Origin of the sequence: Gemella sp. 27098_8_155 (assembly GCF_041433725.1) — a bacterium.
GTDB lineage: Bacteria > Bacillota > Bacilli > Staphylococcales > Gemellaceae > Gemella > Gemella haemolysans_D.
Map to the genome: position 1 here is coordinate 88,680 of NZ_JAPWCA010000003.1, position 26,908 is coordinate 115,587.

The 26,908-nt window shown below is 33.2% G+C and carries 26 protein-coding genes and 1 riboswitch; of the genes, 22 read left to right on the forward strand and 4 right to left on the reverse strand.

Translation table 11 applies throughout. From position 1 onward, the window contains the following. The first annotated feature begins 174 nt into the window (after positions 1 to 174). The 11 genes from galU to O5Y44_RS02340 all read left to right on the forward strand — a co-directional run bounded on the left by galU (position 175) and on the right by O5Y44_RS02340 (position 9,919). On the forward strand, positions 175 to 1,050 hold the full coding sequence (gene galU, locus O5Y44_RS02295) for a UTP--glucose-1-phosphate uridylyltransferase GalU (RefSeq protein ID WP_371465425.1): 876 nt from the start codon (positions 175 to 177) through the stop codon (positions 1,048 to 1,050). A 460-nt stretch (positions 1,051 to 1,510) separates the two neighbouring features. Further along, entirely contained in the window at positions 1,511 to 1,750 is a 240-nt protein-coding gene (locus O5Y44_RS02300) for an NUDIX hydrolase (protein ID WP_371465426.1), read from the forward strand. 552 nt (positions 1,751 to 2,302) lie between these two features. Further along, a complete protein-coding gene (gene prdC, locus O5Y44_RS02305; RefSeq protein ID WP_483299442.1) occupies positions 2,303 to 3,490 on the forward strand; it encodes a proline reductase-associated electron transfer protein PrdC in 1,188 nt (395 codons plus the stop codon). Between the two features lie 152 nt (positions 3,491 to 3,642). Further along, positions 3,643 to 5,574, forward strand: coding sequence for a D-proline reductase (dithiol) proprotein PrdA (prdA, locus tag O5Y44_RS02310; protein WP_371465429.1), 1,932 nt, complete (start codon positions 3,643 to 3,645; stop codon positions 5,572 to 5,574). 26 nt (positions 5,575 to 5,600) lie between these two features. Continuing rightward, entirely contained in the window at positions 5,601 to 5,888 is a 288-nt protein-coding gene (locus O5Y44_RS02315) for a CBO2463/CBO2479 domain-containing protein (protein WP_271987659.1), read from the forward strand. Between the two features lie 18 nt (positions 5,889 to 5,906). Beyond that, positions 5,907 to 6,359 carry a glycine/sarcosine/betaine reductase selenoprotein B family protein gene (locus O5Y44_RS08760; RefSeq protein WP_483299443.1) on the forward strand — a complete coding sequence of 151 codons (453 nt, stop codon included), beginning with the start codon at positions 5,907 to 5,909 and terminating at the stop codon, positions 6,357 to 6,359. 21 nt (positions 6,360 to 6,380) lie between these two features. Further along, positions 6,381 to 6,632 carry a hypothetical protein gene (locus O5Y44_RS08765; protein ID WP_204641747.1) on the forward strand — a complete coding sequence of 84 codons (252 nt, stop codon included), beginning with the start codon at positions 6,381 to 6,383 and terminating at the stop codon, positions 6,630 to 6,632. Positions 6,633 to 6,749: 117 nt separating this feature from the next. Then, on the forward strand, positions 6,750 to 7,487 hold the full coding sequence (gene prdD / locus O5Y44_RS02325; protein WP_371465431.1) for a proline reductase cluster protein PrdD: 738 nt from the start codon (positions 6,750 to 6,752) through the stop codon (positions 7,485 to 7,487). Between the two features lie 14 nt (positions 7,488 to 7,501). Then, entirely contained in the window at positions 7,502 to 7,975 is a 474-nt protein-coding gene (locus O5Y44_RS02330; RefSeq protein WP_271987665.1) for a glycine/sarcosine/betaine reductase component B subunit, read from the forward strand. A gap of 32 nt (positions 7,976 to 8,007) precedes the next feature. After that, positions 8,008 to 9,027, forward strand: a complete 1,020-nt coding sequence (locus O5Y44_RS02335; protein WP_271965716.1) for a proline racemase family protein — start codon at positions 8,008 to 8,010, stop codon at positions 9,025 to 9,027. Between the two features lie 13 nt (positions 9,028 to 9,040). Beyond that, positions 9,041 to 9,919: a sulfite exporter TauE/SafE family protein gene (locus O5Y44_RS02340; RefSeq protein WP_271965715.1), complete on the forward strand. Its 879-nt coding sequence runs from the start codon at positions 9,041 to 9,043 to the stop codon at positions 9,917 to 9,919. Positions 9,920 to 9,979: 60 nt separating this feature from the next. Here O5Y44_RS02340 and rarD read toward each other — a convergent pair whose 3' ends face one another. Beyond that, a complete protein-coding gene (rarD, locus tag O5Y44_RS02345) occupies positions 9,980 to 10,897 on the reverse strand; it encodes an EamA family transporter RarD (protein ID WP_371465432.1) in 918 nt (305 codons plus the stop codon). Between the two features lie 395 nt (positions 10,898 to 11,292). Next, a riboswitch (glycine riboswitch) is annotated at positions 11,293 to 11,389 on the forward strand. 69 nt (positions 11,390 to 11,458) lie between these two features. On the opposite strand from rarD, the gene O5Y44_RS02350 reads away from it, so the two are divergent. From O5Y44_RS02350 to O5Y44_RS02390, 9 genes are all read left to right on the forward strand, one after another. Further along, complete coding sequence (locus tag O5Y44_RS02350) at positions 11,459 to 11,827, forward strand: GrdX family protein (RefSeq protein ID WP_271965797.1); 369 nt, start codon at positions 11,459 to 11,461, stop codon at positions 11,825 to 11,827. Between the two features lie 23 nt (positions 11,828 to 11,850). After that, the gene (gene trxB, locus O5Y44_RS02355; RefSeq protein ID WP_204641713.1) at positions 11,851 to 12,795 is read left to right on the forward strand and encodes a thioredoxin-disulfide reductase; all 945 of its coding nucleotides are present in this window, start codon (positions 11,851 to 11,853) and stop codon (positions 12,793 to 12,795) included. 36 nt (positions 12,796 to 12,831) lie between these two features. Next, positions 12,832 to 13,149, forward strand: a complete 318-nt coding sequence (trxA, locus tag O5Y44_RS02360) for a thioredoxin TrxA (RefSeq protein ID WP_003147793.1) — start codon at positions 12,832 to 12,834, stop codon at positions 13,147 to 13,149. Positions 13,150 to 13,175: 26 nt separating this feature from the next. Beyond that, positions 13,176 to 14,462, forward strand: coding sequence for a glycine/sarcosine/betaine reductase component B subunit (locus tag O5Y44_RS02365; RefSeq protein WP_048802008.1), 1,287 nt, complete (start codon positions 13,176 to 13,178; stop codon positions 14,460 to 14,462). A gap of 50 nt (positions 14,463 to 14,512) precedes the next feature. Beyond that, the gene (gene grdA, locus O5Y44_RS02370; protein ID WP_081459799.1) at positions 14,513 to 14,974 is read left to right on the forward strand and encodes a glycine/sarcosine/betaine reductase complex selenoprotein A; all 462 of its coding nucleotides are present in this window, start codon (positions 14,513 to 14,515) and stop codon (positions 14,972 to 14,974) included. A 36-nt stretch (positions 14,975 to 15,010) separates the two neighbouring features. Continuing rightward, a complete protein-coding gene (gene grdB, locus O5Y44_RS02375) occupies positions 15,011 to 16,318 on the forward strand; it encodes a glycine reductase complex selenoprotein B (protein ID WP_239650319.1) in 1,308 nt (435 codons plus the stop codon). Positions 16,319 to 16,373: 55 nt separating this feature from the next. Further along, entirely contained in the window at positions 16,374 to 17,897 is a 1,524-nt protein-coding gene (grdC, locus tag O5Y44_RS02380; RefSeq protein ID WP_371465435.1) for a glycine/sarcosine/betaine reductase complex component C subunit beta, read from the forward strand. A gap of 10 nt (positions 17,898 to 17,907) precedes the next feature. Further along, positions 17,908 to 19,047, forward strand: a complete 1,140-nt coding sequence (gene grdD, locus O5Y44_RS02385) for a glycine/sarcosine/betaine reductase complex component C subunit alpha (protein ID WP_371465436.1) — start codon at positions 17,908 to 17,910, stop codon at positions 19,045 to 19,047. A gap of 358 nt (positions 19,048 to 19,405) precedes the next feature. Further along, a complete protein-coding gene (locus tag O5Y44_RS02390) occupies positions 19,406 to 20,776 on the forward strand; it encodes an APC family permease (protein WP_271965793.1) in 1,371 nt (456 codons plus the stop codon). Between the two features lie 60 nt (positions 20,777 to 20,836). Here the strand turns inward: O5Y44_RS02390 and O5Y44_RS02395 are convergent, their stop codons facing one another. After that, the gene (locus O5Y44_RS02395; protein ID WP_271965792.1) at positions 20,837 to 21,529 is read right to left on the reverse strand and encodes a GTP pyrophosphokinase; all 693 of its coding nucleotides are present in this window, start codon (positions 21,527 to 21,529) and stop codon (positions 20,837 to 20,839) included. A 406-nt stretch (positions 21,530 to 21,935) separates the two neighbouring features. Here O5Y44_RS02395 and nrdD point away from each other — a divergent pair, with 406 nt between their 5' ends. After that, on the forward strand, positions 21,936 to 24,119 hold the full coding sequence (gene nrdD, locus O5Y44_RS02400) for an anaerobic ribonucleoside-triphosphate reductase (RefSeq protein ID WP_271965791.1): 2,184 nt from the start codon (positions 21,936 to 21,938) through the stop codon (positions 24,117 to 24,119). Between the two features lie 313 nt (positions 24,120 to 24,432). Then, positions 24,433 to 25,245, forward strand: coding sequence for a hypothetical protein (locus O5Y44_RS02405; protein WP_371465437.1), 813 nt, complete (start codon positions 24,433 to 24,435; stop codon positions 25,243 to 25,245). Positions 25,246 to 25,408: 163 nt separating this feature from the next. Here O5Y44_RS02405 and O5Y44_RS02410 read toward each other — a convergent pair whose 3' ends face one another. Beyond that, positions 25,409 to 25,834, reverse strand: a complete 426-nt coding sequence (locus O5Y44_RS02410; protein ID WP_371465438.1) for an HIT family protein — start codon at positions 25,832 to 25,834, stop codon at positions 25,409 to 25,411. A gap of 13 nt (positions 25,835 to 25,847) precedes the next feature. After that, positions 25,848 to 26,672 carry a purine-nucleoside phosphorylase gene (locus O5Y44_RS02415; protein WP_204641693.1) on the reverse strand — a complete coding sequence of 275 codons (825 nt, stop codon included), beginning with the start codon at positions 26,670 to 26,672 and terminating at the stop codon, positions 25,848 to 25,850. Positions 26,673 to 26,908: the final 236 nt, after the last annotated feature.

Sequence of the window (26,908 nt, forward strand, 5' to 3'; positions counted from 1 at the left end):
GTTTTGTATATTTTGAATTAACATAATATCAATGTTTAAATTAGAGATGTCTAGAGAAGCTAAAACAAAAAATGTTATGTATATAGTTTGAAAAATAAAGAAAAATTTGCCAAAACAATAAAAATATGTTATTATTAGTTTGTAAAATTTTAAGAAAAGAATATAGGTGAATACATGAAGAAAGTTAGAAAAGCGATTATTCCAGCAGCAGGATATGGTACACGTTTCCTTCCTGCAACTAAAGCATTACCTAAGGAGATGCTTCCGATTATCGATACTCCTACTATTCAATACATAGTAGAAGAAGCGGTAAAAGCTGGAATTGAAGATATAATTATTGTAACTGGTAAACAAAAAAGAGCTATTGAAGACCACTTTGATAGAAATGTTGAATTAGAAGTTGAGTTAGAAAACAAAGGTAAGTTAGCAATGTTAGAAAAAGTTAAGTACCCAACGCAACTTGCTAATATTCACTATGTACGTCAAAAAGAAATGGCAGGTTTAGGTGATGCGATTTTAACAGCACGTAGCTTCATTGGAGATGAACCGTTTGCGGTATTACTTGGAGATGATGTAGTAATTAATGAAGAGTATCCAGCAATTAAACAACTTATTGATAAAGCCGAAGAAACAGGATGCTCTGTAATCGGAGTACAAACTGTACCAGAAGATCAGACACATAGATATGGTGTTATTGCTCCAAAATCACAAGATGGTCATTTATACGAAGTTGAGACATTTGTAGAAAAACCAGCTCCAGGAACAGCGCCATCTAACCAAGCGATTATGGGAAGATATGTTCTTAACCCAGGAATTTTTAAACACTTAGCTAAGAAACAAGTAGGTGTTGGTGGAGAGGTTCAATTAACTGATGCTATCCAAATGTTAAATGAAGAAGAAAATGTTTATGCGTATGATTTCCAAGGTAAACGTTACGATGTAGGTGAAACAATTGGATTTGTTAAGACAACAATTGACTTTGCCCTTAAGAGTGATCTTAAAGATGAGTTAGTACCTTATCTAAAACAAAAATTAGCAGAATTAGAATAATAAACAAGAGATGATGCAGATTTAAACAAGGTTTGCATCATTTTTATTGTATTTTAGGAGGTAATATGGTTATTGATTATTTAGGTATCTATGGTGTGTGTTTAAAAGAAAATAAAGTATTGTGTATAAAAAAGGCAAGGGGACCGTATAAGAATAGATTCGATCTACCAGGAGGTAGTCAAAAAAACTAGTGAGAGATTTACGGAAACTTTAGTTAGAGAATTTCTAGAAGAAACAGGGTATAAAGTGAGCTCTTATGACAATTGCAGAGTTTATGATATATTTGTAGAAGAGGAAGAAGCTTACCCAAAAGACCTAAAATTTAACAAAGTTCATATGAGAACTCATAGACGCAGTGGTTTATTGATATCTAAATTCGCTTTGTGAAAGCTTTTTAGATATCTAATAAACTTTGCGGGGGTGACTCTAAAAAATCGCGATTTCTCCGAAATCACGATTTTTGAGTCACTCCCATCATATGATGGTCTTTTATGATGTAGAGATAGAAACTTATCAGTCAAAAGAGATACAAACATTTTTAGGCAATGAGAAAAATGATTCTGCCGGTATTTACTGGATGGATATAAGTGAATTAAATATTACTAATGCATCACCACTTCTTCTAAAATTAAAACAGGAAATATTGAATGATAGTAATATATTAGAAAAAATAGAATATAAATCTTGGAGCATATTATAAAAGTACCGACTTCGAAAGTTAGAGAAAAAATCTAACTACTACGGAGTCGGTATATTTTGTAATTAAAAAATAAATTTTTACATACATCTTCTATAATACAGATGTATATATAAATTTCAAGTTGGTAGTATAACATGTATTTATTTAAAGTATGTAAAAAAGTGTTTGAAAGTCTTATTTTATAGGTTTTTAGTGTGTAGATATAATAGGATTAACTATAATTAATAGATATTTTTTTGTAATTAATAAAATATTGTTATATGTGTAAATGTATACATTGTTATAGTTTATGAGATTATGTAAATTGATAACTGTTTTCAATTATACATAAATTAAATAAATAAAAATTCTAAAAAAAATTAGAATGAAAATCCTTTCTTACTAACATTCTGTATAGAAAATGCAATATTTATATAAAAAAATTTAAATATATATTGTTTTTTTAATAAAAATAAACCTTTACAAAAAGTTATATGCTGTTATACAATAAATGTAGTAGAAGTTTGGAACTACTGCTTGTAAACAAATTTTAAAGAAAGGAGGAAAAATGGAATGTTAGAGTTTAATGTTGAAAAAATCAATATCCCACTTAAACAACACGTTGGTGGTCCTTGTCAACCAATTGTAAATGTTGGTGATCATGTTAAACGTGGTCAACTAGTTGCAACCCCCAATGGGCTAGGGGCAAATATTCACACTAGTTTATCAGGTGTAGTAGAAGAAATTAACGATATGGAAATTGTTGTTAAATTGGATAAAGAACAAACTGATGACTATGTTAGATTAGAGAAAACTGATGATAAACTTCAAAAAATTAAAGATGCTGGTATCGTTGGAGTTGGTGGAGCTGGATTCCCAACTGGAATTAAGTTATCTGCACAAATTCCTGGAGGATATGTTATTGCCAATGCAGCAGAATGTGAACCAATCTTAGGTCACAACGTAAAATTCATGGAAGAACATCCAGAAGTTTTAGTTAGAGGTTTAAAATACATAGTCGAATTAACTGGTGCAAAAGAAGGATATATTGCTATTAAAACAAAATATCGTAAAGCATTACTAGCATTAGGAAAAGCATGTAAAGATGAACCTAATATTAGTATTAAAATTTTGCCTAATATGTATCCCGCTGGTGATGAAAGAGTTATCGTAAGAGAAACACTTGGAGTAATCTTAAAACCAGGTCAATTGCCACTAGAAGCAAATGCAATTATTTCAAACGTGGAAACTATCAAACGTATAGTAGAAGCGATTGAAGAAGATAAACCACTTATTGATAAAGATATTACTGTTGGTGGTCGTGTTCAAAATCCTGGTATTTTCCTAGATGTACCAATTGGATTACCAATAAGCGTATTTATAGATAAAGCTGGTGGTTATATTAATCCACACGGAGAAATAGTGCGTGGTGGTCCATTTACAGGGCGACCTGCATTAGAAACAGACCCAATCAACAAAACGACAGGTGGGTTACTTGTAGCTATGCCATATCCACAAGAAAAAGAAAAAGTAGGAATACTTATTTGTGAATGTGGAGCACAAGAAGAACGCTTGAGACAAATAGCTGATGGAATGGGTGCAGAAGTAGTATCTGTTCAAATGTGTAAACGTATGAAACCTGATAAAAATGGTAGATTACGTTGTGAATTACCTGGTATTTGTCCAGGACAAGCGGAAAAAGTATTGAAAATGAAAAAAGATGGTGCGAAAGCAGTTATCACTGGTACTTGTCAAGATTGAACTAACACCGTGACAGGTGTAGCTCCTAGGTTAGGAGTAAAAGTTTATCATAGTACCGATCATGTGCTTCGTGCCACTGACCATCATTTATACAGAAGCTATAAAAGCTTAGAATTACATAATAATAAATAATTAGTTGGAGGTTAGAAGTAATGTCAATTACAGTAGAAACTGCAAAAGAGCACTTAAATGATAAAGCGGTATTTTGTTGCAGAGCTGAGGAAGGTATCGTAATTAGTCCAGAAAACTTAGAAGATCCAGGATTATTCGACGATCTAGTAGATTCAGGATTATTATCATTCCCAGACGATGCATTAACAATCGGACAAGTATTAGGAGCTAAATTATTAAAAACAACAGACGCTCTAATACCTATTACACCAGGTATCATTGATGCCGTGCAAGGTGGAGAAGAAAAAGCAGAAGAAAAAGAAGAAGTAGTAGAGGCTCCAGTAGCTGAAGTTAGCGCACCAGTTGCGCCTGTTGCTCCGGTTACGCCGGTAGCTCAAGTACAAGCTCCAGCGGGAGTATTAAAACTACAAATCGGAAAAGGTGAAAACATTAACCTTGAAATTCCATTAGCAGCTATCGGTGGACAAGCAGCTCCAGTAGCACAAGCTCCAGTTCAAGCAGTGGAAGCTAAAGCTGTTGAAGCAGCAAAAGTAGAAGCAGTAGCAGCTAAAGTGGAAGAAAAACACGAAGGAGAACCTAAATTTATCCGTTCTCTACACACTAAACACTACAAAATTGATAAAGTAGAATTTGGTGAAAAAACAGAAATTAAAGGAACTACTTTAGTTTTAAGAACAGCAGAAGATTTATGTAAAGAAGCTGCTGAATCAGAAGCTTTAGTAGAAAGTGTTAAATTAGAAATTATCACTCCTGATAAATACGATACTTACAGTGAAACAATCATGGACGTTCAACCAATCGCTGTTAAAGAAGAAGGAGATCTTGGTCACGGTATTACTCGTGAACTTAAAGGTGTAGTAATGGTTCTTACAGGAACTGATGCTAACGGAGTTCAAATCGGGGAATTTGGTTCTTCTGAAGGTGAATTAGAACGTAACATTATGTGGGGTCGTCCAGGAGCTCCAGATAAAGGTGAAATCTTCATTAAAGGTCAAGTTACAATTAAAGCAGGAGCTAACATGGAACGTCCAGGACCATTAGCAGCTCACAAAGCATTCGACCACATTACAGAAGAAATTCGTAAAGCTCTTAAAGAATTAGACGATGAAAGCCTAGTAGTTGGAAACATCAATATTGAACAATATCGTCACCCAGGAAACAAAAAAGTATTAATCGTTAAAGAAATCATGGGACAAGGTGCTATGCACGATAACTTAATTTTACCAGTAGAACCAGTTGGTACACTTGGTGCTAAACCAAACGTTGACCTTGGTAACCTACCAGTAATGCTTGCACCAACAGAAATCTTAGACGGTGGTATCCACGCATTAACTTGTATTGGACCAGCTTCTAAAGAAACTTCTCGTCACTACTATCGTGAACCATTAGTACTTGAAGCAATGGCTGATGAAGAAATTGACTTAGTAGGGGTATTATTAGTTGGATCACCTCAAGCTAACTCAGAAAAATTCTATGTATCTAAACGTGTAGGTATGACTATCGAAGCAATGGATATCGATGGTGCTATCGTAACAACTGAAGGATTTGGTAACAACCATATCGACTTCGCTTCTCACATTGAAGAAATCGGTAAACGTGGAGTATCAGTAGTTGGTATGACTTACTCAGCAGTACAAGGTGCTCTTGTAGTAGGTAACGAATACATGAAAGCTATGGTTGATAACAACAAATCTAAACAAGGTATTGAAAACGAAATTCTTTCAAACAATACATTATGTAAAGAAGATGCTATCCGTGCTTTAGCAATGCTTAAAACACAAATGGGTGGCGGAACAATTAAAAAAGCTGAAAGAAAATGGAATCCTAACGTTAAATTAAATAACGTAGAAGTTATTGAAAAAACTACAGGACAAAAAGTAGAATTACTTGATAACGAACAAGTATTACCAAAATCTAAAAAACGTCAAGAAATCTACGAAAAAGAAGATTAATTTTTAAAGAGGATAGGAAATAAGTTATGATTGAAAAATTAAAATATGCATCTACAGAAAGAGTGTTCGAAGGGATTATAGTTGATCATAACGACGCCAGCGTTACGATAGACATTAAAGGACGCTTAGGGCAATTTAAAATTCCTATGAGAATGTTAATTTCTGATTATCCAGTAAAAATCGGCCAAGAGGTAGCATTTTTACTGAGTTATCCAGAAGTTATTAGCGAAGAACCTGACGAACATTATGTAAATGCAATATTAAACACAAAAAAATTACAAGAAGAAGTAAAAAACAGACTAAATGAAGAATAGTAGGAAGGAGAAATTAGAATGTCATTAACGATATTTGAAGGTCTACAATCAGAAATTTTTGTACCTATTACACCAAAACCAGTTTGGGCTCCAGTAACTAAAGAGTTAAAAGATATGAAAGTAGCATTAGCTACAGCAGCAGGAGTTCACTTAAAAACAGATAAAAGATTTAACTTAGCAGGGGATACTACATTCCGTGAAATCCCAGATACTGCTCACAGTACAGATCTTATGGTATCACACGGTGGATATGATAACGCTGATGCAAACAGAGACATCAACTGTATGTTCCCAATCGATAGATTACACGAACTTGCAAAAGAAGGATTCATCGGTAGCGTAGCAGAATTCCACTATGGTTTCATGGGTGGTGGTGGAGACCAAGAGGCTTTCACAAACTCTACAGGACCAGAAATTGCTAAAAAATTAAAAGAAGAAAATGTTGATGCAGTTATTTTAACTGCTGGTTGAGGTACTTGCCACAGAACTGCCGTGATCGTGCAGAGAGCAATTGAGGAAGCAGGTATTCCAACAATCTTAATAGCAGCACTACCTCCAGTAGTGCGTCAAAACGGTACTCCTAGAGCTGTTGCACCACTTGTACCAATGGGAGCAAACGCAGGAGAACCAGGAAACGTTGAGCAACAAACACAAATTCTAAAAGCAACATTAGAGCAACTAATTAAAATACCAAGTTCAGGTAAAATAGTTCCTCTTCCATTTGAGTATATTGCTCACGTGTAGGAGAAATATCAGAAGAGGGACGGGTGTCCCTCTTCTTTTTTAACAAAATATCTGTACTAGTAAACAACTTACACACTGTATTAATACAGTAAATAAAATAGTAAGGGATTGATAGTTATGTCAAAAGAGAGATTGCAAATAAAAGCATTTCACATAAAAAATGTTGCTTTAGGAAAAAAAGTTAAAATTGAAAATAATGAACTTATTATTCCAACAGAGATTGAATATGATAAAAATATATTTGAAAGTGTAGAGGTGAAAGTAATAAAACCTCGAGAACATGACTTTTATGTGAATACTATAATGGATATAGTTCCTATATCTACAAAGGTTTTAGGAAGACTTGGTGAAGGGATTACGCATACTTTAACAGGGGTTTACATGTTACTAACAGGTGCGAATACTAAAGGAGAACAAATGCATGAATTTGGTTCTTCAGAAGGTATTTTAAAGGAGCAACTTGTGCTGAATAAAGCAGGTTCCCCAACTGATAATGATTATTTAATACATATTGATGTTATTATTAAACCAGATGTGGATTTCGATAGGGCTTTAGCGTTTTCTATTTTTGAATTATCAGATGTATATTTACAAAATATAAGAGAAGTGATGAAAGTTCTTAGCGGACGTGATGCTGATGAAGTTCACGAATTTTATAATCCAAAAAATCCTGGAAAACCTAAAGTAGCTTTAGTTAAAGAAGTTGCAGGACAAGGGATGATGTATGATAATCAGTTATTCCCAATGGAACCTAGTGGAATAGATAAAGGTATTTCTATTATAGATATGAACAATATGCCAGTGCTACTAACAGCTAATGAATATCGTGATGGTGCGATAAGAGCAATGGTATAGAAAGAGGTGTTATTATGGGTATCGGACCATCTACAAAAGAAACAAGCTTACACCACTTTAGAGATCCATTATTAGATGTACTAGCAAGTGATCCAGATATTGATTTTCAAGGAGTAGTTGTAGTGGGAACTCCACAGGATAATCGATTAAAACATTTAGTAGGATGGCGAGCTGCAACATGGTTAGAAGCAATGAGAACTGATGGAGCTATTATCTCAGCGGATGGTTGGGGAAATAGTGATGTTGATTATGCTAATACTATGTTTGAAATAGGAGAGCGTGGAATTTCTATCGTAGGACTAAAATTTATGGGTAAACATAAATTTGTAGTTGAAAATCAATACACGAAGTTCGTTTTAGATTTTAATAAATCTGAAGACGGTGTAGAAACAGAAATAGTTTGTCAAAATAATGTTGATTATACGGATGCCAGAAAGGCATTAGCATTATTAAAACTTAAAATGAGACAAGATGCAAATAACAAATAACAACAAAGGCAATAATTAAGGAGTGAATTATTATGAAACTAAATAAAATGATTTCAGTTATAGATACACATACAGCAGGGGAAGCTGCTCGTTTAGTTACAGCAGGAATTCCAAAAATTCCTGGTAAAGATATGGTAGAGAAAAAACAATACTTTATCGAACACCTTGATGATGTAAGAAAATCAGTAATGTTTGAACCGCGTGGTCACCAAGATATGTTTGGAGCATTCTTATTACCACCAACAAAAGAAGAAGCTGATTTTGGATTAGTATTTATGGATACTGGTGGTTACTTAAACATGTGTGGTCACAACACTATTGCAGCAGTTACAGCAGCCGTAGAAACAGGTATGGTAGATGTTGAAGAAGGTGCTACTGAAAAAGAAGTTGTTGTAGAAACACCTGCTGGATTAATTTATGCAACTGCTAAATTAAAAGACAATGGAACTAAAGTAAAAGAAGTTTCATTTAGAAACGTTGAGTCATTCTTATATAAACGCGATGTAGAACTTGATGTAGAAGGAGTAGGACACGTTAAATTTGATATCTCATTTGGTGGAAGTTTCTTCTGTATTATTTCTGCAGACCAACTTGGTTTAGAAGTTAAACCAGAAAATGCTTCTAAATTAAAAGAAGCTGGATTAAAAATTCGTGATGCAATCAATGCAAATATTGAAATTCAACACCCGACATTAGCTCACATTAAAACTGTAGACTTAGTTGAAATCTATGATAAACCATCTCATCCAGAAGCTACATTCAAAAATGTTGTAGTATTTGGTGATGGAAACATTGACCGTTCACCTTGTGGAACTGGTACTTCAGCTAAATTGGCTACATTATATGCAAAAGGTGAATTAAAACCAGGTGAACCTTTTGTTTACGAAAGTATTTTAGGTACATTATTCAAAGGTAGAATCGTTGAAGAACGTAAATTAGCAGACTTCGATGCTGTTATCCCAGAAATTACAGGTTCTGGTTACATCTTAGGATTCAGTAACTATGTTTATGATCCAGACGATTCACTTACATACGGATTCTTATTAGGATAGGAGTGAAAATTATATGGATTTATTAACGGTATTATTAATTATTATAGGTGCTGGAGGGGTATTCTTCCTTGCGTCTTTAGTTGTTGACCTTGTGAAGCACAAAAATGACTTAGGTAAAGAAAGTCCAGTTGTCGGATTCCTTATCGGGTTAGTAACTGACTTCTTTGATACATTAGGTATCGGAAGTTTTGCGCCAACAACATTATTATTCAAAGTTACTAAGTTTTTAGACACTGATAAAAAAATTCCAGGTACATTAAACGTAGCTCATACAGTGCCAGTTATTATGGAAGCAGTATTGTTCTTAACAGGGGTTAAAGTTGAGGGTGTTACTTTATTCTCAATGATCGCAGCCGCTATCGCAGGTGCATTAGTAGGTGCGAGAATAGTAAATAAACTTCCTGAGAAAAAAATTCAACTTGTTATGGGTGTGTGTTTAATCGTAACTGCATTCTTAATGGCTTCTGGTCAACTTGGTTGGTTAAAAGCTCTTGGAGCTGGTAACGAAGCTGTTGGATTAACAGGAATTAAACTTATTATCGGTATTGTAGGGAACTTCATCCTTGGAGCACTTATGATGGCTGGTGTAGGATTATATGCGCCATGTATGGCTATGGTTTACATGTTAGGACTTAGCCCATTAGTAGCATTCCCAATTATGATGGGATCTTGTGCAGGACTTATGGCTATCGGTTCACCAGAATTCATTAAAGCTGGTAACTATTCAAGAATTGGTTCTGTAGCTATCACAATCGGTGGTGTAATTGGGGTAACAATTGCTTACACATTAGTTAAGAGCATGCCACTTGCAGTACTAACATGGGTAATCATCGGTGTAGTTATCGTAACTGGTATCTCTATGATTAGACAAGGTACTAAAAAAGTAGCTTAATATAAAAGTAAAAAGCGAGGTTTGAGAAATCAAACTTCGCTTTTTGTGTTTCAGAAATTTTTATTTTTTATGACTTTCACTAACTAAATTTTGTTTTTTCATTGATAAAATAGCAGAATAGCAGAAGACTGCAACTGCCACCCAAATTATTGAGAAAGATATTAATTTTTGAACGCTTAATTCTTCTCCATAAACAAAAATTCCAATGAAAAATTGCATTGTAGGTGGTAAATATTGTAAAATTCCCAGCATATATAGAGGGATATCCGTTGCTCCTTTAGCGAATAACATTAGAGGTACTGCAGTAACGACACCAGATAATAATAGATAAATTAGTGTATCTGTTCCAAAAGTATGGAATGTTACAGAATTATTTGATGCTAGATAGCCCATGTAGATTATTGCTATTGGAGATACTATTGCAGTTTCAATTAATAGACTAGCTTTAGGACTAAGAATAATTTTCTTTTTACATAGACTATAAAGTCCAAATGTTAATGCAAGCATGATAGATATCCAAGGTAAAGAGCCTAGTGACATAAATAAGTACAATAGTGAACCTCCAACAAAGAGGCAAGCTATAGTTTGTGTACGAGTTAATTTCTCTTTTAAAAATACCACAGCTAAGATGATTGTAACAATTGGATTTAAGTAGTATCCAAAGCTTGCTTCTAATACGTGGTTAGTATTTACCGCGATTATATATGTTAGCCAGTTTCCAGTAATTAAAAATGAAGCTAGAACTAATAGTAAAAAACTTTTTTTGTTATCCCAGATTTTTTTTATTTCTTCAAAAATAGTTTTCTTATTTTTAGCAATTCCTACTACTAAAATCATAAAAATAAATGAACACAGAATTCGCATTGCTAAAACTTCATATGCACCTATGCTTTTTAGTAGTTTAAAATATATGGGGAAGAGTCCCCAGGAAAAGTAACAAATAAGAATAGCTACTAAACTTTTTTGAGTATTATTCATAATATTCCTCCTTTATAAAATAAATTTACTTACTTTGTAGTAAATTAAGTATAACGAAAATAGCAATATTTTTCAATGGAAATTTTCAGTTGTTTGAAAAAAATTCAAATTATTTTCATATTTATATATTTTAGTGTATATTTAGACAAATTATATATATTACAATTGCAACATTATAATTCATTAACTTTATAAAAATAGTATATCAAAAAAATAAATATATTTTTTATATTTTAAAATATAAAAGCTTAAAAAATACATTTTCTTAAAAATTAATTATATTTTATGTAAATCTTTATGCTAAGATATTTTAGAGAACCAATTATAGCACTTAAGAAAACGTTTTAATTTATTTGAGAAATAGTATAAAATAAAAATATAAGGAAATATACTGTAAGAGTAGTATGGGAGAGGACGCAAGACACCGAAGGTACAAGTTAATATTTGGCAAATATTAATGAAATTCTCAGGTAAAAAGACCATACTAGGACAGAACTCTGAAGCAAGACAACAGGGAGAAAGCTAACTTTCTTTCTGTTTTTATTTTTTAGGAGGAACAACATGAAACTAATAACTAACAATCCAAAGTTTATTGAGGAAAACTTAAAAGATATAGAAATTGAGTATTTAGATGTGAGTTATATAGATATCTTAAGAAAGGTAAGAGACTATGTTCATGAAAACTGGGAGATAGTAACACATCCTCTTTATGGTAGTGTGAAACCAAATGAAACAATTTATAGAACGATTGTCATAAAAGAAAAAAATTCTTTGGATATAACGTCGGTTAATTTAATCTCAGATGCGATATTAACATTTAAAAAATTTAGAAATAATAGAGAAGTGCCTCAGTGGACTGATAGAGTAAAAGATGATTTTAGTGTAATTGATCATGATTTAATAATAAACGCGATAAATAGAATTTTATAAAAAATAACTAAAGGAGAATAATTATGAGTAGACATTATGATGTAATTATTATAGGTTCAGGACCAGCTGGATTATCTGCTGCTTTGTATGCTTCACGTGCAAAATTAAGTACCTTGGTTCTTGAAAAATCTAAAAATGGGGGGCAAGCTGCGATTACGCACTTAATTGAAAATTATCCTGGAGCGGTGGAAGATCCAACAGGACCTCGTGTAACAGCAAGAATGGTTGAGCAGGCTAAGAGTTTCGGAGCTGAAATAAAACAAGATGAAGTTCTTAATGTTGAACTTGAAGGAGATGAAAAAGTAGTTACATGTGTAAGTGGTGATTATACTGCTAAAACAGTAATTATTGCAACAGGAGCGTCTCCAAGAAAATTAGATGCGCCAGGAATTAAAGAGTTAGAAAGTAAAGGTATTTCTTACTGTGCAACTTGCGATGGTGACTTTTTCGAAGGGCTTGATGTTTATGTAGTTGGTGGAGCTAATAGTGCTGTGGAAGAAGCTTTATTCTTAACTAAATTTGCTCGTAAAGTAACGATTGTATACCGTAGAGAAAATGTTCGTTGTGAAAAAGTTACTGCAGAAAAAGCTAAAAACAATCCAAAAATTGAAATTTTAGGAAATACTGTAGTTACTGAAGCAATCGGAGATGGAATCTTAGAAGCTATTAGATTGAAAAATTTAATAACTGGTGAAGAATATGTGATTGAAGCTGACGAAGAGGATGGAACAATGGGATTATTCTTCTTCATCGGATATATTCCTCAAACAAAACTATTTGAAGGAAAAGTTGAAATGACAGAAGATGGCTACATTAAAGCTGGAGAAGATACTAAAACAAATGTAGATGGTGTATTCGTAGCTGGTGATTGCCGTGTTAAAGATATCCGCCAAGTAGTTACTGCGGTATCAGACGGAGCTGTAGCAGCGATTCGCGCTGAAAAATATATTGCTGAGAAATTTGAATAAAATTTAAAAATAAAATAATAAAAGGAGAAAAAGAAAATGTTAGAACTTAATAAAGAAAACTTTGAACAAGAAGTATTGGAAGCAGAAGGATATGTGTTTGTAGACTTCTGGAGCCAAGGTTGTGAACCGTGTAAAGCTCTTATGCCTGATGTACACAAATTGGCAGAAACATATGGAGATAAAATCAAATTTACATCTCTAGATACAACAAAAGCAAGAAGACTTGCGATTAAACAAAAAGTTTTAGGGTTACCAACATTAGCGATATATAAAGATGGTAGCAAAGTCGAAGAAGTAACTAAAGACGATGCAACTATTCCTAATATTGAAGCTATGATTAAAAAATATTATTAAAATTAACTCAAAGGGAGGTATTAGGTATGCGTCTTGAATTAGGAAAGATTCATATTAAAGATATACAGTTTGCTGCAGAGTCAAAAATTGAGGCAAATGTATTATATGTAAATAAAGAAGAGCTTGTAAAAGCTGTTTTTGAGGATGATGCAATAGAATCTGTTGATTTAGAAATTGCTCGTCCTGGTGAAAGTGTTCGTATTACTCCGGTTAAGGATGTAATTGAACCTCGTGTAAAAGTTGAAGGACGTGGTGGAATATTCCCTGGTATACTTTCAAAAGTAGATACTGTAGGAGAAGGACGTACTATCGCCCTTAAAGGTATGGCTGTTGTAACTACTGGTAAAATAGTAGGATTCCAAGAAGGTATCATCGATATGACTGGTGTTGGAGCTGAATATACTCCGTTTTCAAAAACAAATAACCTAATCGTTATCGCTGAACCAAAAGAAGGAATTAAGCAACACGAACATGAAAAAGCAGTTCGTTATATCGGATTTAAAGCTGCAAGATATATTGCAGAATTAGCTCGTACTTTAGAGCCTGAAGAAGTAGAAGTGTATGAAACAAAACCTTTATTAGAACAAATTGCTGAGTATCCAGATCTTCCAAAAGTAGGATATGTATACATGCTTCAAACTCAAGGATTATTACATGATACTTATGTATACGGTGTTGATGCAAAACAAATAGTACCAACTATTCTATATCCAACAGAGATTATGGATGGCGCTATCGTAAGTGGTAACTGTGTATCAGCATGTGATAAAAATCCAACTTATGTACACTTAAACAATGGAGTTATTGAAGACCTATACAAAAAACATGGTAAAGAAATTAACTTCTTAGGTGTAATAATTACTAATGAAAATGTTTATTTAATGGATAAAGAACGTTCATCTAACTGGACTGCAAAACTTTGCCGTTACTTAAACTTAGATGCGGTAATCGTATCTCAAGAAGGATTCGGTAATCCAGATACTGACTTAATCATGAACTGTAAAAAAATTGAAGCGGAACAAGTTAAAACTGTTATCGTAACAGATGAATATGCAGGACGTGATGGAGCCAGCCAAAGTTTAGCTGACGCTGACGTAGCTGCTAATGCTGTAGTTACAGGTGGAAATGCTAACCAAGTAGTAGTATTACCAAAACTAGATAAAATTATAGGACACATCGATGTAGTAAATGTAATTGCTGGTGGTAACCAAGATTCATTAAGAGAAGATGGAACTATCGAAGTAGAAATTCAAGCTATTACAGGAGCTACTAACGAAACAGGATTTGGGTACTTAAGTGCCAAAACTTTCTAATTAACCAAAAATAATAAATGTTATAGATTTGAATAAGGAGGAATAAGATAATGGTAAATCTTATTAATAAAAAAGTAGTTATCATTGGTGACCGTGATGGGATTCCAGGATTAGCTATCGAAGAATGTGTAAAACCAATTGAGGGATTAGAAGTAGTATTTTCATCTACTGAGTGTTTTGTCTGAACGGCTGCAGGGGCTATGGACTTAGAAAACCAAAAACGTATTAAAGAAGCTGCCGAAAAATTCGGTAACGAAAACGTTGTGGTTTTACTAGGTGCTGCAGAAGCCGAAGCTGCTGGTCTAGCAGCTGAAACTGTAACAGTGGGAGATCCAACATTCGCAGGACCACTTGCTGGAGTAGAACTTAATCTAGCTGTATATCACATTGTAGAAGAAGAAATTAAATCACAAATAGATGAAGCAATCTATGAAGATCAAGTAGGAATGATGGAAATGGTATTAGACGTAGATGAAATCGCAAGTGAAATGAAAGATGTTCGTGGAGAGTAGTTTATTGTCTGAATAACAATATAGGGGGAAATAAAAATGTCTAAAATAAGAGTAGTACATTATATAAACCAATTCTTCGCCGGAGTAGGTGGAGAAGAAAAAGCCCACATTGCACCAGAATTAAGAACTGAATTACCACCAATTAGTGTTCAGTTACAAGGCAAGTTGGGAGAAGAATTCGAAGTAGTAGCTACAGTAGTTTGTGGAGATAGCTACTTCAATGAAAATTTAGAAAAAGTTCAAGTAGAACTTATTGATATGATTAAAGGATGCGATCCTCAATTATTTATCGCAGGACCAGCTTTTAATGCAGGGCGTTACGGGGTTGCAGCAGGAACAATTACTAAAGCTGTTCAAGACGAACTTCATATTCCAGCAGTAACAGCTATGTATGTAGAAAACCCTGGTACAGATATGTTTAGAAAAGAAGTTTATATTCTTGAAACATCTGACAGTGCTGCAGGTATGAGAAAAGCTTTACCAAAATTAGCTAAATTCGCAGCGAAATTAGCTAAAGGAGAAGAAATCTTATCTCCAAAAGAAGAAGGATACCATGAAAGAGGAGTTCGTGTAAACTTCTTTAGTGAGAAACGTGGTTCTGAACGTGCTGTTGAAATGCTTGTTAAGAAAATTAAAGGTGAAGAGTTCGAAACAGAATATCCTATGCCTAACTTCGATAGAGTAGAACCGAATCCAGCTGTTAAAGATTTAACTAAAGCTAAAATCGCTTTAGTAACTTCTGGAGGAATCGTGCCAAAAGGTAATCCAGATCATATCGAATCATCTTCAGCTTCTAAATATGGAGAATACTCATTAGAAGGATTTAATGATTTAACTGCCGAAACTCATGAAACAGCTCACGGTGGATATGACCCTGTGTATGCAAATGAAGACTCAGATAGAGTATTACCAGTTGATGTAATGAGAGATTTCGTTAAGGAAGGTAAAATTGGAAGTTTACATGAAAAATTCTATACAACTGTAGGTAATGGTACAGCCGTTGCTAGTGCAGTAGGATTTGCAAAAGAATATGCACAAAAATTAGTAGCTGATGGAGTAGATGCTGTAATCTTAACTTCTACTTGAGGTACTTGTACTCGTTGCGGTGCAACGATGGTAAAAGAAATAGAGAGAGCGGGTATACCTGTGGTTCACATGTGTACAGTAGTACCGATTTCTCTAACAGTAGGAGCGAACAGAATCGTACCTACTATAGCAATTCCTCACCCACTAGGAAATCCTAAATTAGATGCTGATGAAGAGAAAAAACTAAGAAGAGGTCTTGTAGAAAAAGCATTACATGCTTTAACTGTTGAAGTAGATAGTCAAACAGTATTCGAATAAAAAATAAAGAAAGGGGAGCTGAGGGTAGGTATTTTACCCTCAGCACACAATAGCTATGAATTATCCAGTATTTAAGGGAGCAGGATACATTCTTGTTCACACACCAGATATGATAGTAAGAAATGGATCTACTTGCTCGATAGAAAGAGTAACGAATCCAGATTCTGAGTTTTTAAAAGAAGTGTCGAATCATATTCGTTCATATGAAGAAGTAGTTAACTACTTACCTAACCAAGTGTATATAGGAAATAAAACTCCTGATGAGCTAAAAGCTTATCCAATGCCTTGGTATGATATTAAAGACGAGCAAGGTCAACGTCACGGAAAATTTGGACAAATTGTTCCTCAAGATGAATTTTTAGCTTTGATGAAAATCTGTGATGCTTTTGATTTAGTAAAACTATCAGAAGAGTTTGTAGCCAGTGTTCGTCCAAAAATAGAGGAAAACTTCAAAGAGCTAGCTCCTTTATTCGATAAATTAGAAGGAACTGATATAAACGATAAAGAAGATGATTTTGAAGCATTGGTTCACGAAGGAAAAGTAGTAGGTTATGTTAAAAAAGCTCACGATGTCGATGTGAACTTGAATGCTCATGTTATATTTGAAAATCTAGTAGTTAAGGCTTCTGGAGTTATTTCAGCTTTAGAATTACTTCGTAGTTACAAAATAAACCCAGAAGATATTGATTATGTAGTTGAATGTTCTGAAGAAGCGTGTGGAGATATTAACCAACGTGGTGGTGGTAACTTCGCAAAATCTATAGCCGAGGTTGTAGGATTGGTTAATGCTACTGGTTCTGACCTTAGAGGTTTTTGTGCAGCCCCAACTCATGCTCTAATAAGTGCTTCAGCGTTAGTAAAATCTGGTGTTTACAAAAATGTTTTAGTGGTAGCAGGTGGAGCTAGTGCAAAACTTGGAATGAACGGTAAAGATCATGTTAAAAAAGGTTTACCGATTCTTGAAGATGTACTAGGTGGATTTGCTGTTCTTATCGGTGAAAATGATGGAGTAAATCCAATTATAAGAACTGACTTAGTAGGAAAACATAATGTAGGAACAGGATCTTCACCACAGGCTGTAATGGGAGCTTTAGTTGCTAATCCATTAGATAAAGCTAACTTAAAAATTACAGATGTTGATGTATTTTCTGTAGAAATGCAAAACCCAGATATTACTAAGTCTGCAGGAGCAGGGAATGTTCCCGAAGCTAACTACAAAATGATTGCAGCTTTAGCAGCGATGCGTGGAGATATCGAGAAAAAAGAATTAAAATCATTTATCGAAGCTAAAGGATTACCTGGATGGGCTCCAACTCAAGGACATATTCCTTCAGGTGTACCATATGTAGGATTCTTAATTGATGATCTTACAAAAGGAGATAAAAATCGTGCTATGATAGTAGGTAAAGGAAGTTTATTCTTAGGAAGAATGACTAACTTATTCGATGGAGTATCTATTGTAATTGAAAGAAATAATGGAGCTGTAGAAGGAGAAGCTGCAGGAATTTCTAAAGATGAAATAAGAAAAATTATAGCAGAATCAATGAGAAAAATTTCCCAAGAAATGTTAGAAGAATAGGGGTGATACTATGAGTAAAAAAATTATATCAGAAGTATTGCTAGAAGTAGCTAATGCCATAGAAACAGGAAACTTTGGCAAAAAATTAAAAGTTGGTTTAACAACTTTAGGTAGTGAACATGGCTTTGAAAATTTAGTTCAAGGTGCGATATTAGCTAAAAATCCTATATTCGATATAGTTTTAATAGGTGAGGGTCATAAGGACTTCGAATCATATGAAGCAAAAGATGAAGAAGAAGCCCACAAAATTATGGAAGACCTATTAGATAAAGGGGAAATAGCATCTTGTGTTACAATGCACTATAATTTCCCTATTGGAGTTTCTACAGTTGGTAGGGTTATTACACCTGCTAGGGGGCGCGAAATGTTTCTTGCGACCACTACAGGGACTTCTGCTACTAATAGAGTAGAAGCTATGGTGAGAAATACATTATACGGTATTGCAACTGCGAAATCACTAGGAATAGAAAATCCTACAGTAGGAATTGCAAACGTAGAAGGTGCGAGACAAGTTGAAAAAATATTGTTAGACCTTAAAGGTAATGGATACAATTTTGAATTTGCAACATCACAAAGAGCAGATGGTGGATTAGTAATGAGAGGTAACGATTTATTAATGGCGACACCAGACGTTATGGTTGTTGACTCATTGACTGGGAACTTGTTTATGAAGGTATTTTCAGCATTTAATACAGGTGGAGATTATGAGGCTAGTGGCTATGGTTATGGTCCAGGTGTTGGTGAAGATTATGACAGAAGAATATTAATATTATCGAGAGCATCTGGCTCACCAGTTGTAGCTAATGCGCTTAAATATGCTTATGAGATAGCTAAAGGTAAAGTTAATGAAATAGCTAAACTAGAATACAAAAAAGCAAATAATGCCAAATTAGGGGAACTAATTTCAAAATTAAAAGTTAAAAAAGAAGGATCAAATACTGAGGAAGTAAAAGTACCTGAGAAAGAAGTAGTAACTTCACAAATATCAGGAGTAGACATATTGGATCTTGAAGATGCTACGAAATTATTATGGAAACAAGGTATCTATGCAGAAAGTGGAATGGGATGCACAGGACCAATAGTTCTAGTAAATTCTTCTAAGAAACCAAATGCAAAAGAAATTCTAAAAGATGCAGGATATATTTCTTAATATATAAAAAAGGGTAAAAATATTATTAATTAAACATTAAAAACAGGAAGATAATATAAGTTAAATATTAATTTAAGTGGGAATAACTTTTAAATGATGTTTATTAGAGAGATTAGGGTTGTTAAATAATTATAATAATTAGTAAATATAGTTTTGATAGTTAATTGATACTAAAATAGAGTGTTACTAACTCTCTAGAGAACTATGTGAAGTAATTTAGCAATGGAAAAAATATAAGTTTACGATGCTCTAGTTTCTTTAATATTGGGAGGATTATTCCTACTTTTTAGTTTATTGAAGTATGAGTTTAAAGAAGAGATGAAAAAGTAATTTGAATGAATAATGGGAGGGGAGATTGATGAGAATCTTTAGAAAAAAAACATTGGAAACAATACTTCATGAAAGTGATAAAAAAACTTTGAAGCCTACTATGAGAACTTTTGACTTAGTGTTATTAGGAGTAGGATCTGTAATTGGTTCAGGGATTCTTGTTCTTACAGGAGAAGCGTCTTCTAAGGCTGGCCCATCTGTAGTGTTTTCGTTTTTAATTGCAGGATTAGCCTGCGGTCTAACTGCCTTATGTTATGCGGAACTATCATCGACAATACCATCAAGCGGTAGCGTTTATACGTATAGTTATATGACCTTAGGTGAAGTAGTAGCACACTTGATGGGGTGGCTTCTTGGAGGAAGCTATATAATCGCAGGGGCAGCGATTGCGAATGGTTGGTCCAGCTATTTTAAAAATTTATTAGAAGGCTTTGGAGTCAAAATACCTAGAGAACTTACTAGTTTGCCTTCTGAGGGTGGCTATGGAAATATCTTGGCTATAGTCGTTGTTTTACTGATTATGTTAGTGCTATTTAAAGGGACGAGTAGCAGTAAGTTAGTCAATAATTTTATGGTTTCTATTAAAATTATTGTAATAATTCTATTTGTTTTGGTCGGAATCTTTTATGTGAAGCCTAATAACTGGACTGATAACTTCGCTCCACAAGGTCTATCAGGAGTTATGATAGGAGCTACAACAGTGTTCTTTGCTTATCTTGGATTCGATACTATTTCAACTTCAGCAGAAGAAGCTATAAATCCACAAAAATCATTACCAAGATCTATAATAATAACATTGTTAATATGCACAGCTTTTTATATTGTTGTCTGTCTTGTTTTAACAGGAATGGTTCCATATTCACAATTAGGAAAAGGAGATGCACTTGCGTATGTATTGGAAGTAGTTGGGCAAGGCAAAATTGCAGGAATAGTTTCCTTGGGGGCTGTATTAGGACTTTTAGCTGGGCCTCTAGCCACAATGTATGCTTCAATTAGAATATTATACACTATGAGTAGAGATGGATTATTACCGAAAAAACTAAGTGAATTGAATAAGAATGATGTACCAGGTTCAACGACAATAGGTGCAGGTATATTAATGGCTGTGCTAACAGGATTTTTACCGCTAGGCCAACTAGCTGACCTTGCTAATGTTGCATGGATTATAGCATTCGCGTTGGTTAGTTATTCAACTATTATAATTAGGAAACAATATCCTGATGCTAAACGTGGTTTTACTATGCCGGGGATGCCGTATTTGCCGATTATCTCAATACTACTATTTGTAATATTATTATATGGTATACAGTTATCAACATGGTTAATATTCGGTAGCTGGATTTTAATTGGTTTAGTGATTTACTTTAGTTATTCTATGAAACATAGTTTAGAAAAATAGGTTATATGAATAAAATAAACCTCTAATATAGGATTTTCACCTAATATTAGAGGTTTATTCTTATAGAAATTGTGAATCATCTTCTATAATTTCTTTAACTTTTTGCATTTGATTGTCTAGTTTAGCGCTTATTTCAGCACAGAGTAATAGACGTCGTTCGATTTCTTTCTCTTTTTCCTCACTAAGGTTTTTCTTATATCTAAGTTTATGTTCTAAACTCGCCCAGAAATCCATTGCTATAGTTCTGAACTGAACTTCGACAGCAACATGTTCAACTTTATCTGATAAAAAGATAGGTACTTTTACTATAAGATGATAGCTTCTATATCCATTTTCTTTGTAATTCTTAATGTAGTCTTTTTCAGCTATTACAGTTAAATCGTCCTGTTGTTTCAAGGCATCTACAAGCTTATATACATCGTTTTTAAATGAACATATAACACGGACACCAGCAACATCATAAATATTGTTTTTTATTGTGTCTATGTCAAAGGGTAAATTTAACCTTTTTAGTTTATTCATTAAACTAATTGGTGTTTTTAATCTAGTAGAGACTGATTCGATAGGATTACTCTCACCATGTAATGAAAATTCTTTGTCGAATACATTAAGTTTTGTTTCAATCTCAAGCATAGCACATTCATAGTGCATAAATAATTCAACATAAGGTTCTAGTTCATTTATTAATAATGAGTTGTCATTTTCCATAGAAAATAATTGATCTGTTAGTTTCTCTATTTGTGTTTTTTTCATATGTCTTTTCTCACTTTATTCTTTAATACAATTTTATCATAAATTATATTATTAAAACATAGTTTAAGTAATAAAATAATAATTTTTTTTGTTATAGGAGAACTTTTTAAGTGTCATTTTTATTTATTATTATGTTAAGGATAAAGAATCTGTATCATAAATAGAAATGAAAAGAAAATAATACAGAAATTTATGTAAACTATGATAATTGCCGATATTATAGGATTTCAAAGATATCTTTTTGAAAACAGTAAGGCTATAAAAATTCACAATTGACCTCAAAGGCTACGCTATAGGATTTCTAGATTTCCGGGAAATATTAACCGTAGACAGAGGAAATATTTTGAGATAAGATAGTATTATAATGTTTTTATTAAATTAAGATTATATAGGAATGAGGGATAACATGCGTAATAATAATTTATATTCATACACACAAGCGAAGGTAGATAGTTTAACAAATAATTTATTAGTTATAAAAAGAGATGGTAGAATAGTTAAATTTGATGCTGAAAAAATTTATAAAGCGATAGAAAAAGCGATTCATTCTGTATTTGGAAAAAATCATAGCGTTAATATTGATGGAATTGTTGATAATGTTATTATTGAAATAGGGAACAGATTTAAAGATAATATTAAAATTTATGAACTTCAAAATATTGTTGAACATACGCTACTTACTTTGGGAGAAGAAGCAATATATGAAGAGTATGTTAGCTATAGAAGTATGAGAGATATTGAACGTGAACGTAGTCTTGATATTAATGTAGCTATTGAAAAACTAGTTAATCGTGATGAAAATGTAGTTAATGAGAATGCCAATAAAGACAGTTTAGTATTTAATACTCATAGAGATTTAACAAGTGGTATTGTGGCAAAAGCGATAGGTCTTAAAATGTTACCAAAACATGTGGCAAATGCCCATCAAAAAGGAGATATTCACTATCATGACTTAGATTATTCTCCGTATCAACCTTTAACAAACTGTTGTTTAATCGATTTTAAAGAAATGCTGACAAAAGGATTTAAAATAGGAAATGCAGATGTAGATAGCCCTAAAAGTATCCAAACAGCAACAGCTCAAATGGCTCAAATTATTGCTAATGTGGCATCAAGTCAATACGGCGGATGTAGTGCTGATAGAATAGATGAGGTACTTGCTCCTTTTGCTAAATTAAATTATGAGAAAAATTTAAAAATGGCTCAAGAGTGGATTGATGACGAAGAAAAACAAAAAGCTTTTGCAGATAAAAAAACGAAAAAAGATATTTTCGATGCTATGCAGTCCTTAGAATATGAAATAAATACTTTATATTCATCACAAGGGCAAACACCATTTACATCTCTAGGTTTTGGCTTAGGTGAGGGATATTTTGAAAAAGAAATACAAAAAGCAATTCTGCAAGTTAGAATAGATGGGTTAGGAAAAGAAAAAAGAACAGCTATTTTTCCTAAGTTAATTTTTGTTATTAAAGATGGTTTGAACTTAAAACCAACAGATCCAAACTATGATGTAAAAGAACTTGCATTAGCATGTGCAACTCAAAGAATGTATCCAGATGTTTTGATGTATGATACAATTACGAAGATAACAGGAAGCTGTAAAACTCCTATGGGATGTAGATCATTTTTACCTGCGTGGAGAAATGAACAAGGAGAGCTTGTAGAAAGTGGGCGTATGAACCTTGGCGTAGTAACTTTAAATCTTCCTAGAATAGCACTAGAATCTAAGGGTAGTAAAGAAGAATTCTGGGAAATCTTTAAAGAAAGATTAGCTATTTGTAAAGATGCACTAGATTACAGAGCAAAACGTTGTGGTGAAGCAAAACCTCAAAATGCACCTATCCTTTATATGCATGGAGCATTTGGGAAACGACTTAAACCTGAAGATAGGGTGAAACAACTATTTGATAATAAACGTTCTACATTATCACTAGGTTATATTGGATTATATGAGGTTGCGAGTGTATTTTATGGTGGTGACTGGGAGAAAAATCCTGAAGCGAAGGAATTTACATTAGACATTATGCGTTATATGAAAGAATGCGTTGATAAGTGGACTGAAGAAGGGGATTATTGGTATAGTATTTATTCAACACCTAGTGAATCTCTAACTGATAGATTCTGTCGTATGGATACTGAGAAATTTGGTATAGTTGAAAACATAACTGATAAAGAATACTATACTAATTCATATCACTACGATGTTAGAAAGAATCCGACTCCATTTGAAAAACTAGATTTTGAAAAAGATTATCCTTATTACGCTAGTGGTGGATTTATCCATTACTGTGAATATCCGGTGCTAAAACAAAATCCTAAGGCACTAGAAGCGGTTTGGGATTTTGCATATGATAAAGTGGGATATCTTGGAACAAATACCCCTATTGATCGTTGCTATAAATGTGGTTATGAGGGAGAATTTGAACCAACTAAAAAAGGTTTCAAATGTCCTGAGTGCGGAAATAGAGATCCAAAAAGTTGCGATGTAGTAAAAAGAACATGTGGATACCTAGGGAATCCACAAGCTCGTCCGATGATTAAAGGTCGTCATAAGGAAATTGTAGCAAGGGTTAAACACTTAAAATAAAAGTAATTATTGATAGGGAGCGACTCAAAAATCGTGATTTCTAGAAACAAGATTTTGTCGAGTCACCCTCGGACAGTTTATTAGATATCTAAAAAGCTTTTATAAAGCGAATTTAGATATCAATAAACCACTGCGTCTATGAGTTCTAATATGAACTGTTAAATTTTAGGATTTTTTGGTCAGGTTCTATAATTTTAAAAGCTTAAAGAAAATAAAAACTTAAATCTACAAAAATAAAAACCTTTAAATTCTTTACATTATTTGATTTTTTTGATAAAATCAATACTGATAAGAAATTAGGAGGAATTTAAACATGGGTAAAATTTTTAAGGGTGCTTTATTAGGAGCAGTGAGTGCATTAGGAGCTTATTATTATAAAAATCCTAAAGAATTAGAAAAACACAAAGAATTATTAAAAGAAAATACTAAAAATGGTATTGAGAAATTAACTGCTATTATTAACGAAAAAACTCAAGAATTAGAAGTTCAAGCACAAGAAGAAAAAGATGTTGCTAAAGAAAAATTAGAAGAATTAACAGCAGCTGAAGAAACTGAAAAAGTGAAAGAAAACTTTGTACAACTTGGTGCTAAAGCAGAAGAAGTAAAAGAAGATGTAGTAGCCGAAACTACTGAGAAAGTAGAAGAAGTAAAAGAAGCTGCAGAACCAGTAGTGGAAAAAGCACAAGAAGTTGCAGAACCAGTAGTAGAAAAAGTACAAGAGGTTGCAGAGCCTGTAGTGGAAAAAGCACAAGAAGTTGTAGAACCAGTAGTAGAAAAAGTACAAGAGGTTGCAGAGCCTGCAGTAGAAGCGACACAAGAAGCTTCAGAGCCTGTTGCAAAAAAAGTACAAGATGCGGCTGAAGAAGTGAAAGAATATTTTTCACACGCTACTGAGCCTACTTTTACGAAAGTAAAAGGGTTTACAGAAGAAGCTAAAGAAACAGCAAAAACTCACTATGAAGAAAAAGTAGAACCTACATTTGAACAAATTCACGAAACAGTAGCTCCTGTAATTGAAAAAGCAGAAGAAGTAAAAGAAGAAGCTGAAGAATTTGTTGAAGAAAAACCAAAAACTACTTTAGACTCGATTGTTTCTTTATTCGCATCAAAAGAAGGAAGAAAATAATACAATAATATAAAAATACGAGGACTGAGGATCTATCTCAGGCTCGTATTTTTTATGTTAAGAATAAAAACTAGGTAAATTCATTATTGCTTATCATTCAAAAAGTTAGACGCTATGGTCTAATTTTTTTGGTTACGCACAAATTACCTAGTCTTTCTTAATATTATAGTTTATCAGCAATTGCTTTCCTAATTTCTTCAAATTCTGCTGGTTCAACTTTTTGTGGTGGCCATTTAACTTCTAAGTTATCGAAGTTTGTATCTTTATCTTTGTATCTTGGTACAATGTGGAAGTGTAGGTGGAATACACTTTGTCCAGCATATTCTTCATTGTTTTGAAAGATATTAACACCATCGCATCCATATGCGTCTTTCACAGCATTAGCGATTTTTGGAAGAACTCGTCCGATATTAGCTGCTGTTTCTGGATCGCAGTCGAATATATTTCTACTATGTTTTTTAGGTATTACTAATGTATGTCCTTTTGTTATAGGGAATACATCTAAAAAGCTGTATACATATTCATCTTCATAAACTTTGTAACTTGGGATTTCTCCATCAATGATTTTTTCGAAAATAGTTTTTTCCATAATTTTACTCCTTTTATTTTAAGTTTTCTAATGTTTCAATTAAAAGATTTTTCAGGTTTATACTAATTTTTTGAGCAGTTTTTAGTACGTGTTCGTGGTCGTGTTTTTTCTCTTGTATTCCTGTTGCCATATTAGTAGCGCAAGCTAAAACTGCTACAGGAAGCGATGCGTGGTTTGCAGCGATTACTTCTGGGACTGTAGACATTCCTACGAGATCACATCCCATTGTTTTGAATGCACGAATTTCAGCACGTGTTTCAAAGTATGGACCTTGGAAGAATCCATAAACACCTGTATGTAAAGTAATATCTAGTTTTTTAGCAGAGTTGTGTAAGTTTTCTACTAGATATGGATCGAATGGTGTAGTCATATCGACGAATCTTTCACCTAGACGTGGATCATTTTCTCCCATTAGAGGGTTTTTACTCACTAGTGAAATAAAGTCGTCAAGACACACGATATCACCTTCAGTGAAGTTTGTGTTAATAGCTCCACATGCATTAGTTATGAATAATCCTTTTACTCCTAAAAATTTAACAACATATGTCATAAAAGCAACATCTTTCATGCTATAACCTTCATAAAAGTGAAGACGACCGTTTAATACTAATACGTTTTTACCAGAGATTTTACCAAAAGTTAGTTTGTTAGCATGTCCTTTAACTCGATTAGCGTGTTTATTTCCTGGGAAAAGTGGAATAGCCTCATAACCAAGTTCTTGTTGATCTTCAAGTTCAAGTGTAATACCACTTCCTAAAACTACTGCATAGTCGATAGGTTCTCCAAAATATTTCTTTATGTAGTTTGCAGTTTCTACAATATTTTCATAATATGTCATAATATAAATCCTCCTGAAAATGCTTCATCAAAAATATTATAGCATAAAAAATTGAGAAAATATATAATTTCTAACCTATTTATTATTAACGTTTACAATTTTAGAGATTAATTTTGAAACAAAGTAATAGTTGATAGGACGAATTATATAGACTATATAATAAAAGTAGTATTCTAGCCTGATTAAAAAATAGAAAGTACTAAATTATTAGGAATAGTAGTATTTTTTTAGAAGTA

Excerpts from the sequence above, each read along its gene's own strand:
- trxB (WP_204641713.1), top strand. The coding sequence starts at position 11,851 with ATGAGTAGACATTATGATGTAATTATTATAGGTTCAGGACCAGCTGGA.
- O5Y44_RS02350 (WP_271965797.1), top strand. The coding sequence starts at position 11,459 with ATGAAACTAATAACTAACAATCCAAAGTTTATTGAGGAAAACTTAAAA.
- prdA (WP_371465429.1), top strand. The coding sequence starts at position 3,643 with ATGTCAATTACAGTAGAAACTGCAAAAGAGCACTTAAATGATAAAGCG.
- grdD (WP_371465436.1), top strand. The coding sequence starts at position 17,908 with ATGAGTAAAAAAATTATATCAGAAGTATTGCTAGAAGTAGCTAATGCC.
- O5Y44_RS02390 (WP_271965793.1), top strand. The coding sequence starts at position 19,406 with ATGAGAATCTTTAGAAAAAAAACATTGGAAACAATACTTCATGAAAGT.
- O5Y44_RS02415 (WP_204641693.1), bottom strand. The coding sequence starts at position 26,672 with ATGACATATTATGAAAATATTGTAGAAACTGCAAACTACATAAAGAAA.
- O5Y44_RS02315 (WP_271987659.1), top strand. The coding sequence starts at position 5,601 with ATGATTGAAAAATTAAAATATGCATCTACAGAAAGAGTGTTCGAAGGG.
- O5Y44_RS02405 (WP_371465437.1), top strand. The coding sequence starts at position 24,433 with ATGGGTAAAATTTTTAAGGGTGCTTTATTAGGAGCAGTGAGTGCATTA.
- nrdD (WP_271965791.1), top strand. The coding sequence starts at position 21,936 with ATGCGTAATAATAATTTATATTCATACACACAAGCGAAGGTAGATAGT.
- trxA (WP_003147793.1), top strand. The coding sequence starts at position 12,832 with ATGTTAGAACTTAATAAAGAAAACTTTGAACAAGAAGTATTGGAAGCA.
- O5Y44_RS02340 (WP_271965715.1), top strand. The coding sequence starts at position 9,041 with ATGGATTTATTAACGGTATTATTAATTATTATAGGTGCTGGAGGGGTA.
- O5Y44_RS02365 (WP_048802008.1), top strand. The coding sequence starts at position 13,176 with ATGCGTCTTGAATTAGGAAAGATTCATATTAAAGATATACAGTTTGCT.
- O5Y44_RS02410 (WP_371465438.1), bottom strand. The coding sequence starts at position 25,834 with ATGGAAAAAACTATTTTCGAAAAAATCATTGATGGAGAAATCCCAAGT.
- O5Y44_RS02395 (WP_271965792.1), bottom strand. The coding sequence starts at position 21,529 with ATGAAAAAAACACAAATAGAGAAACTAACAGATCAATTATTTTCTATG.
- rarD (WP_371465432.1), bottom strand. The coding sequence starts at position 10,897 with ATGAATAATACTCAAAAAAGTTTAGTAGCTATTCTTATTTGTTACTTT.
- prdD (WP_371465431.1), top strand. The coding sequence starts at position 6,750 with ATGTCAAAAGAGAGATTGCAAATAAAAGCATTTCACATAAAAAATGTT.
- grdC (WP_371465435.1), top strand. The coding sequence starts at position 16,374 with ATGAATTATCCAGTATTTAAGGGAGCAGGATACATTCTTGTTCACACA.
- galU (WP_371465425.1), top strand. The coding sequence starts at position 175 with ATGAAGAAAGTTAGAAAAGCGATTATTCCAGCAGCAGGATATGGTACA.
- O5Y44_RS08760 (WP_483299443.1), top strand. The coding sequence starts at position 5,907 with ATGTCATTAACGATATTTGAAGGTCTACAATCAGAAATTTTTGTACCT.
- O5Y44_RS02330 (WP_271987665.1), top strand. The coding sequence starts at position 7,502 with ATGGGTATCGGACCATCTACAAAAGAAACAAGCTTACACCACTTTAGA.
- O5Y44_RS02335 (WP_271965716.1), top strand. The coding sequence starts at position 8,008 with ATGAAACTAAATAAAATGATTTCAGTTATAGATACACATACAGCAGGG.
- prdC (WP_483299442.1), top strand. The coding sequence starts at position 2,303 with ATGTTAGAGTTTAATGTTGAAAAAATCAATATCCCACTTAAACAACAC.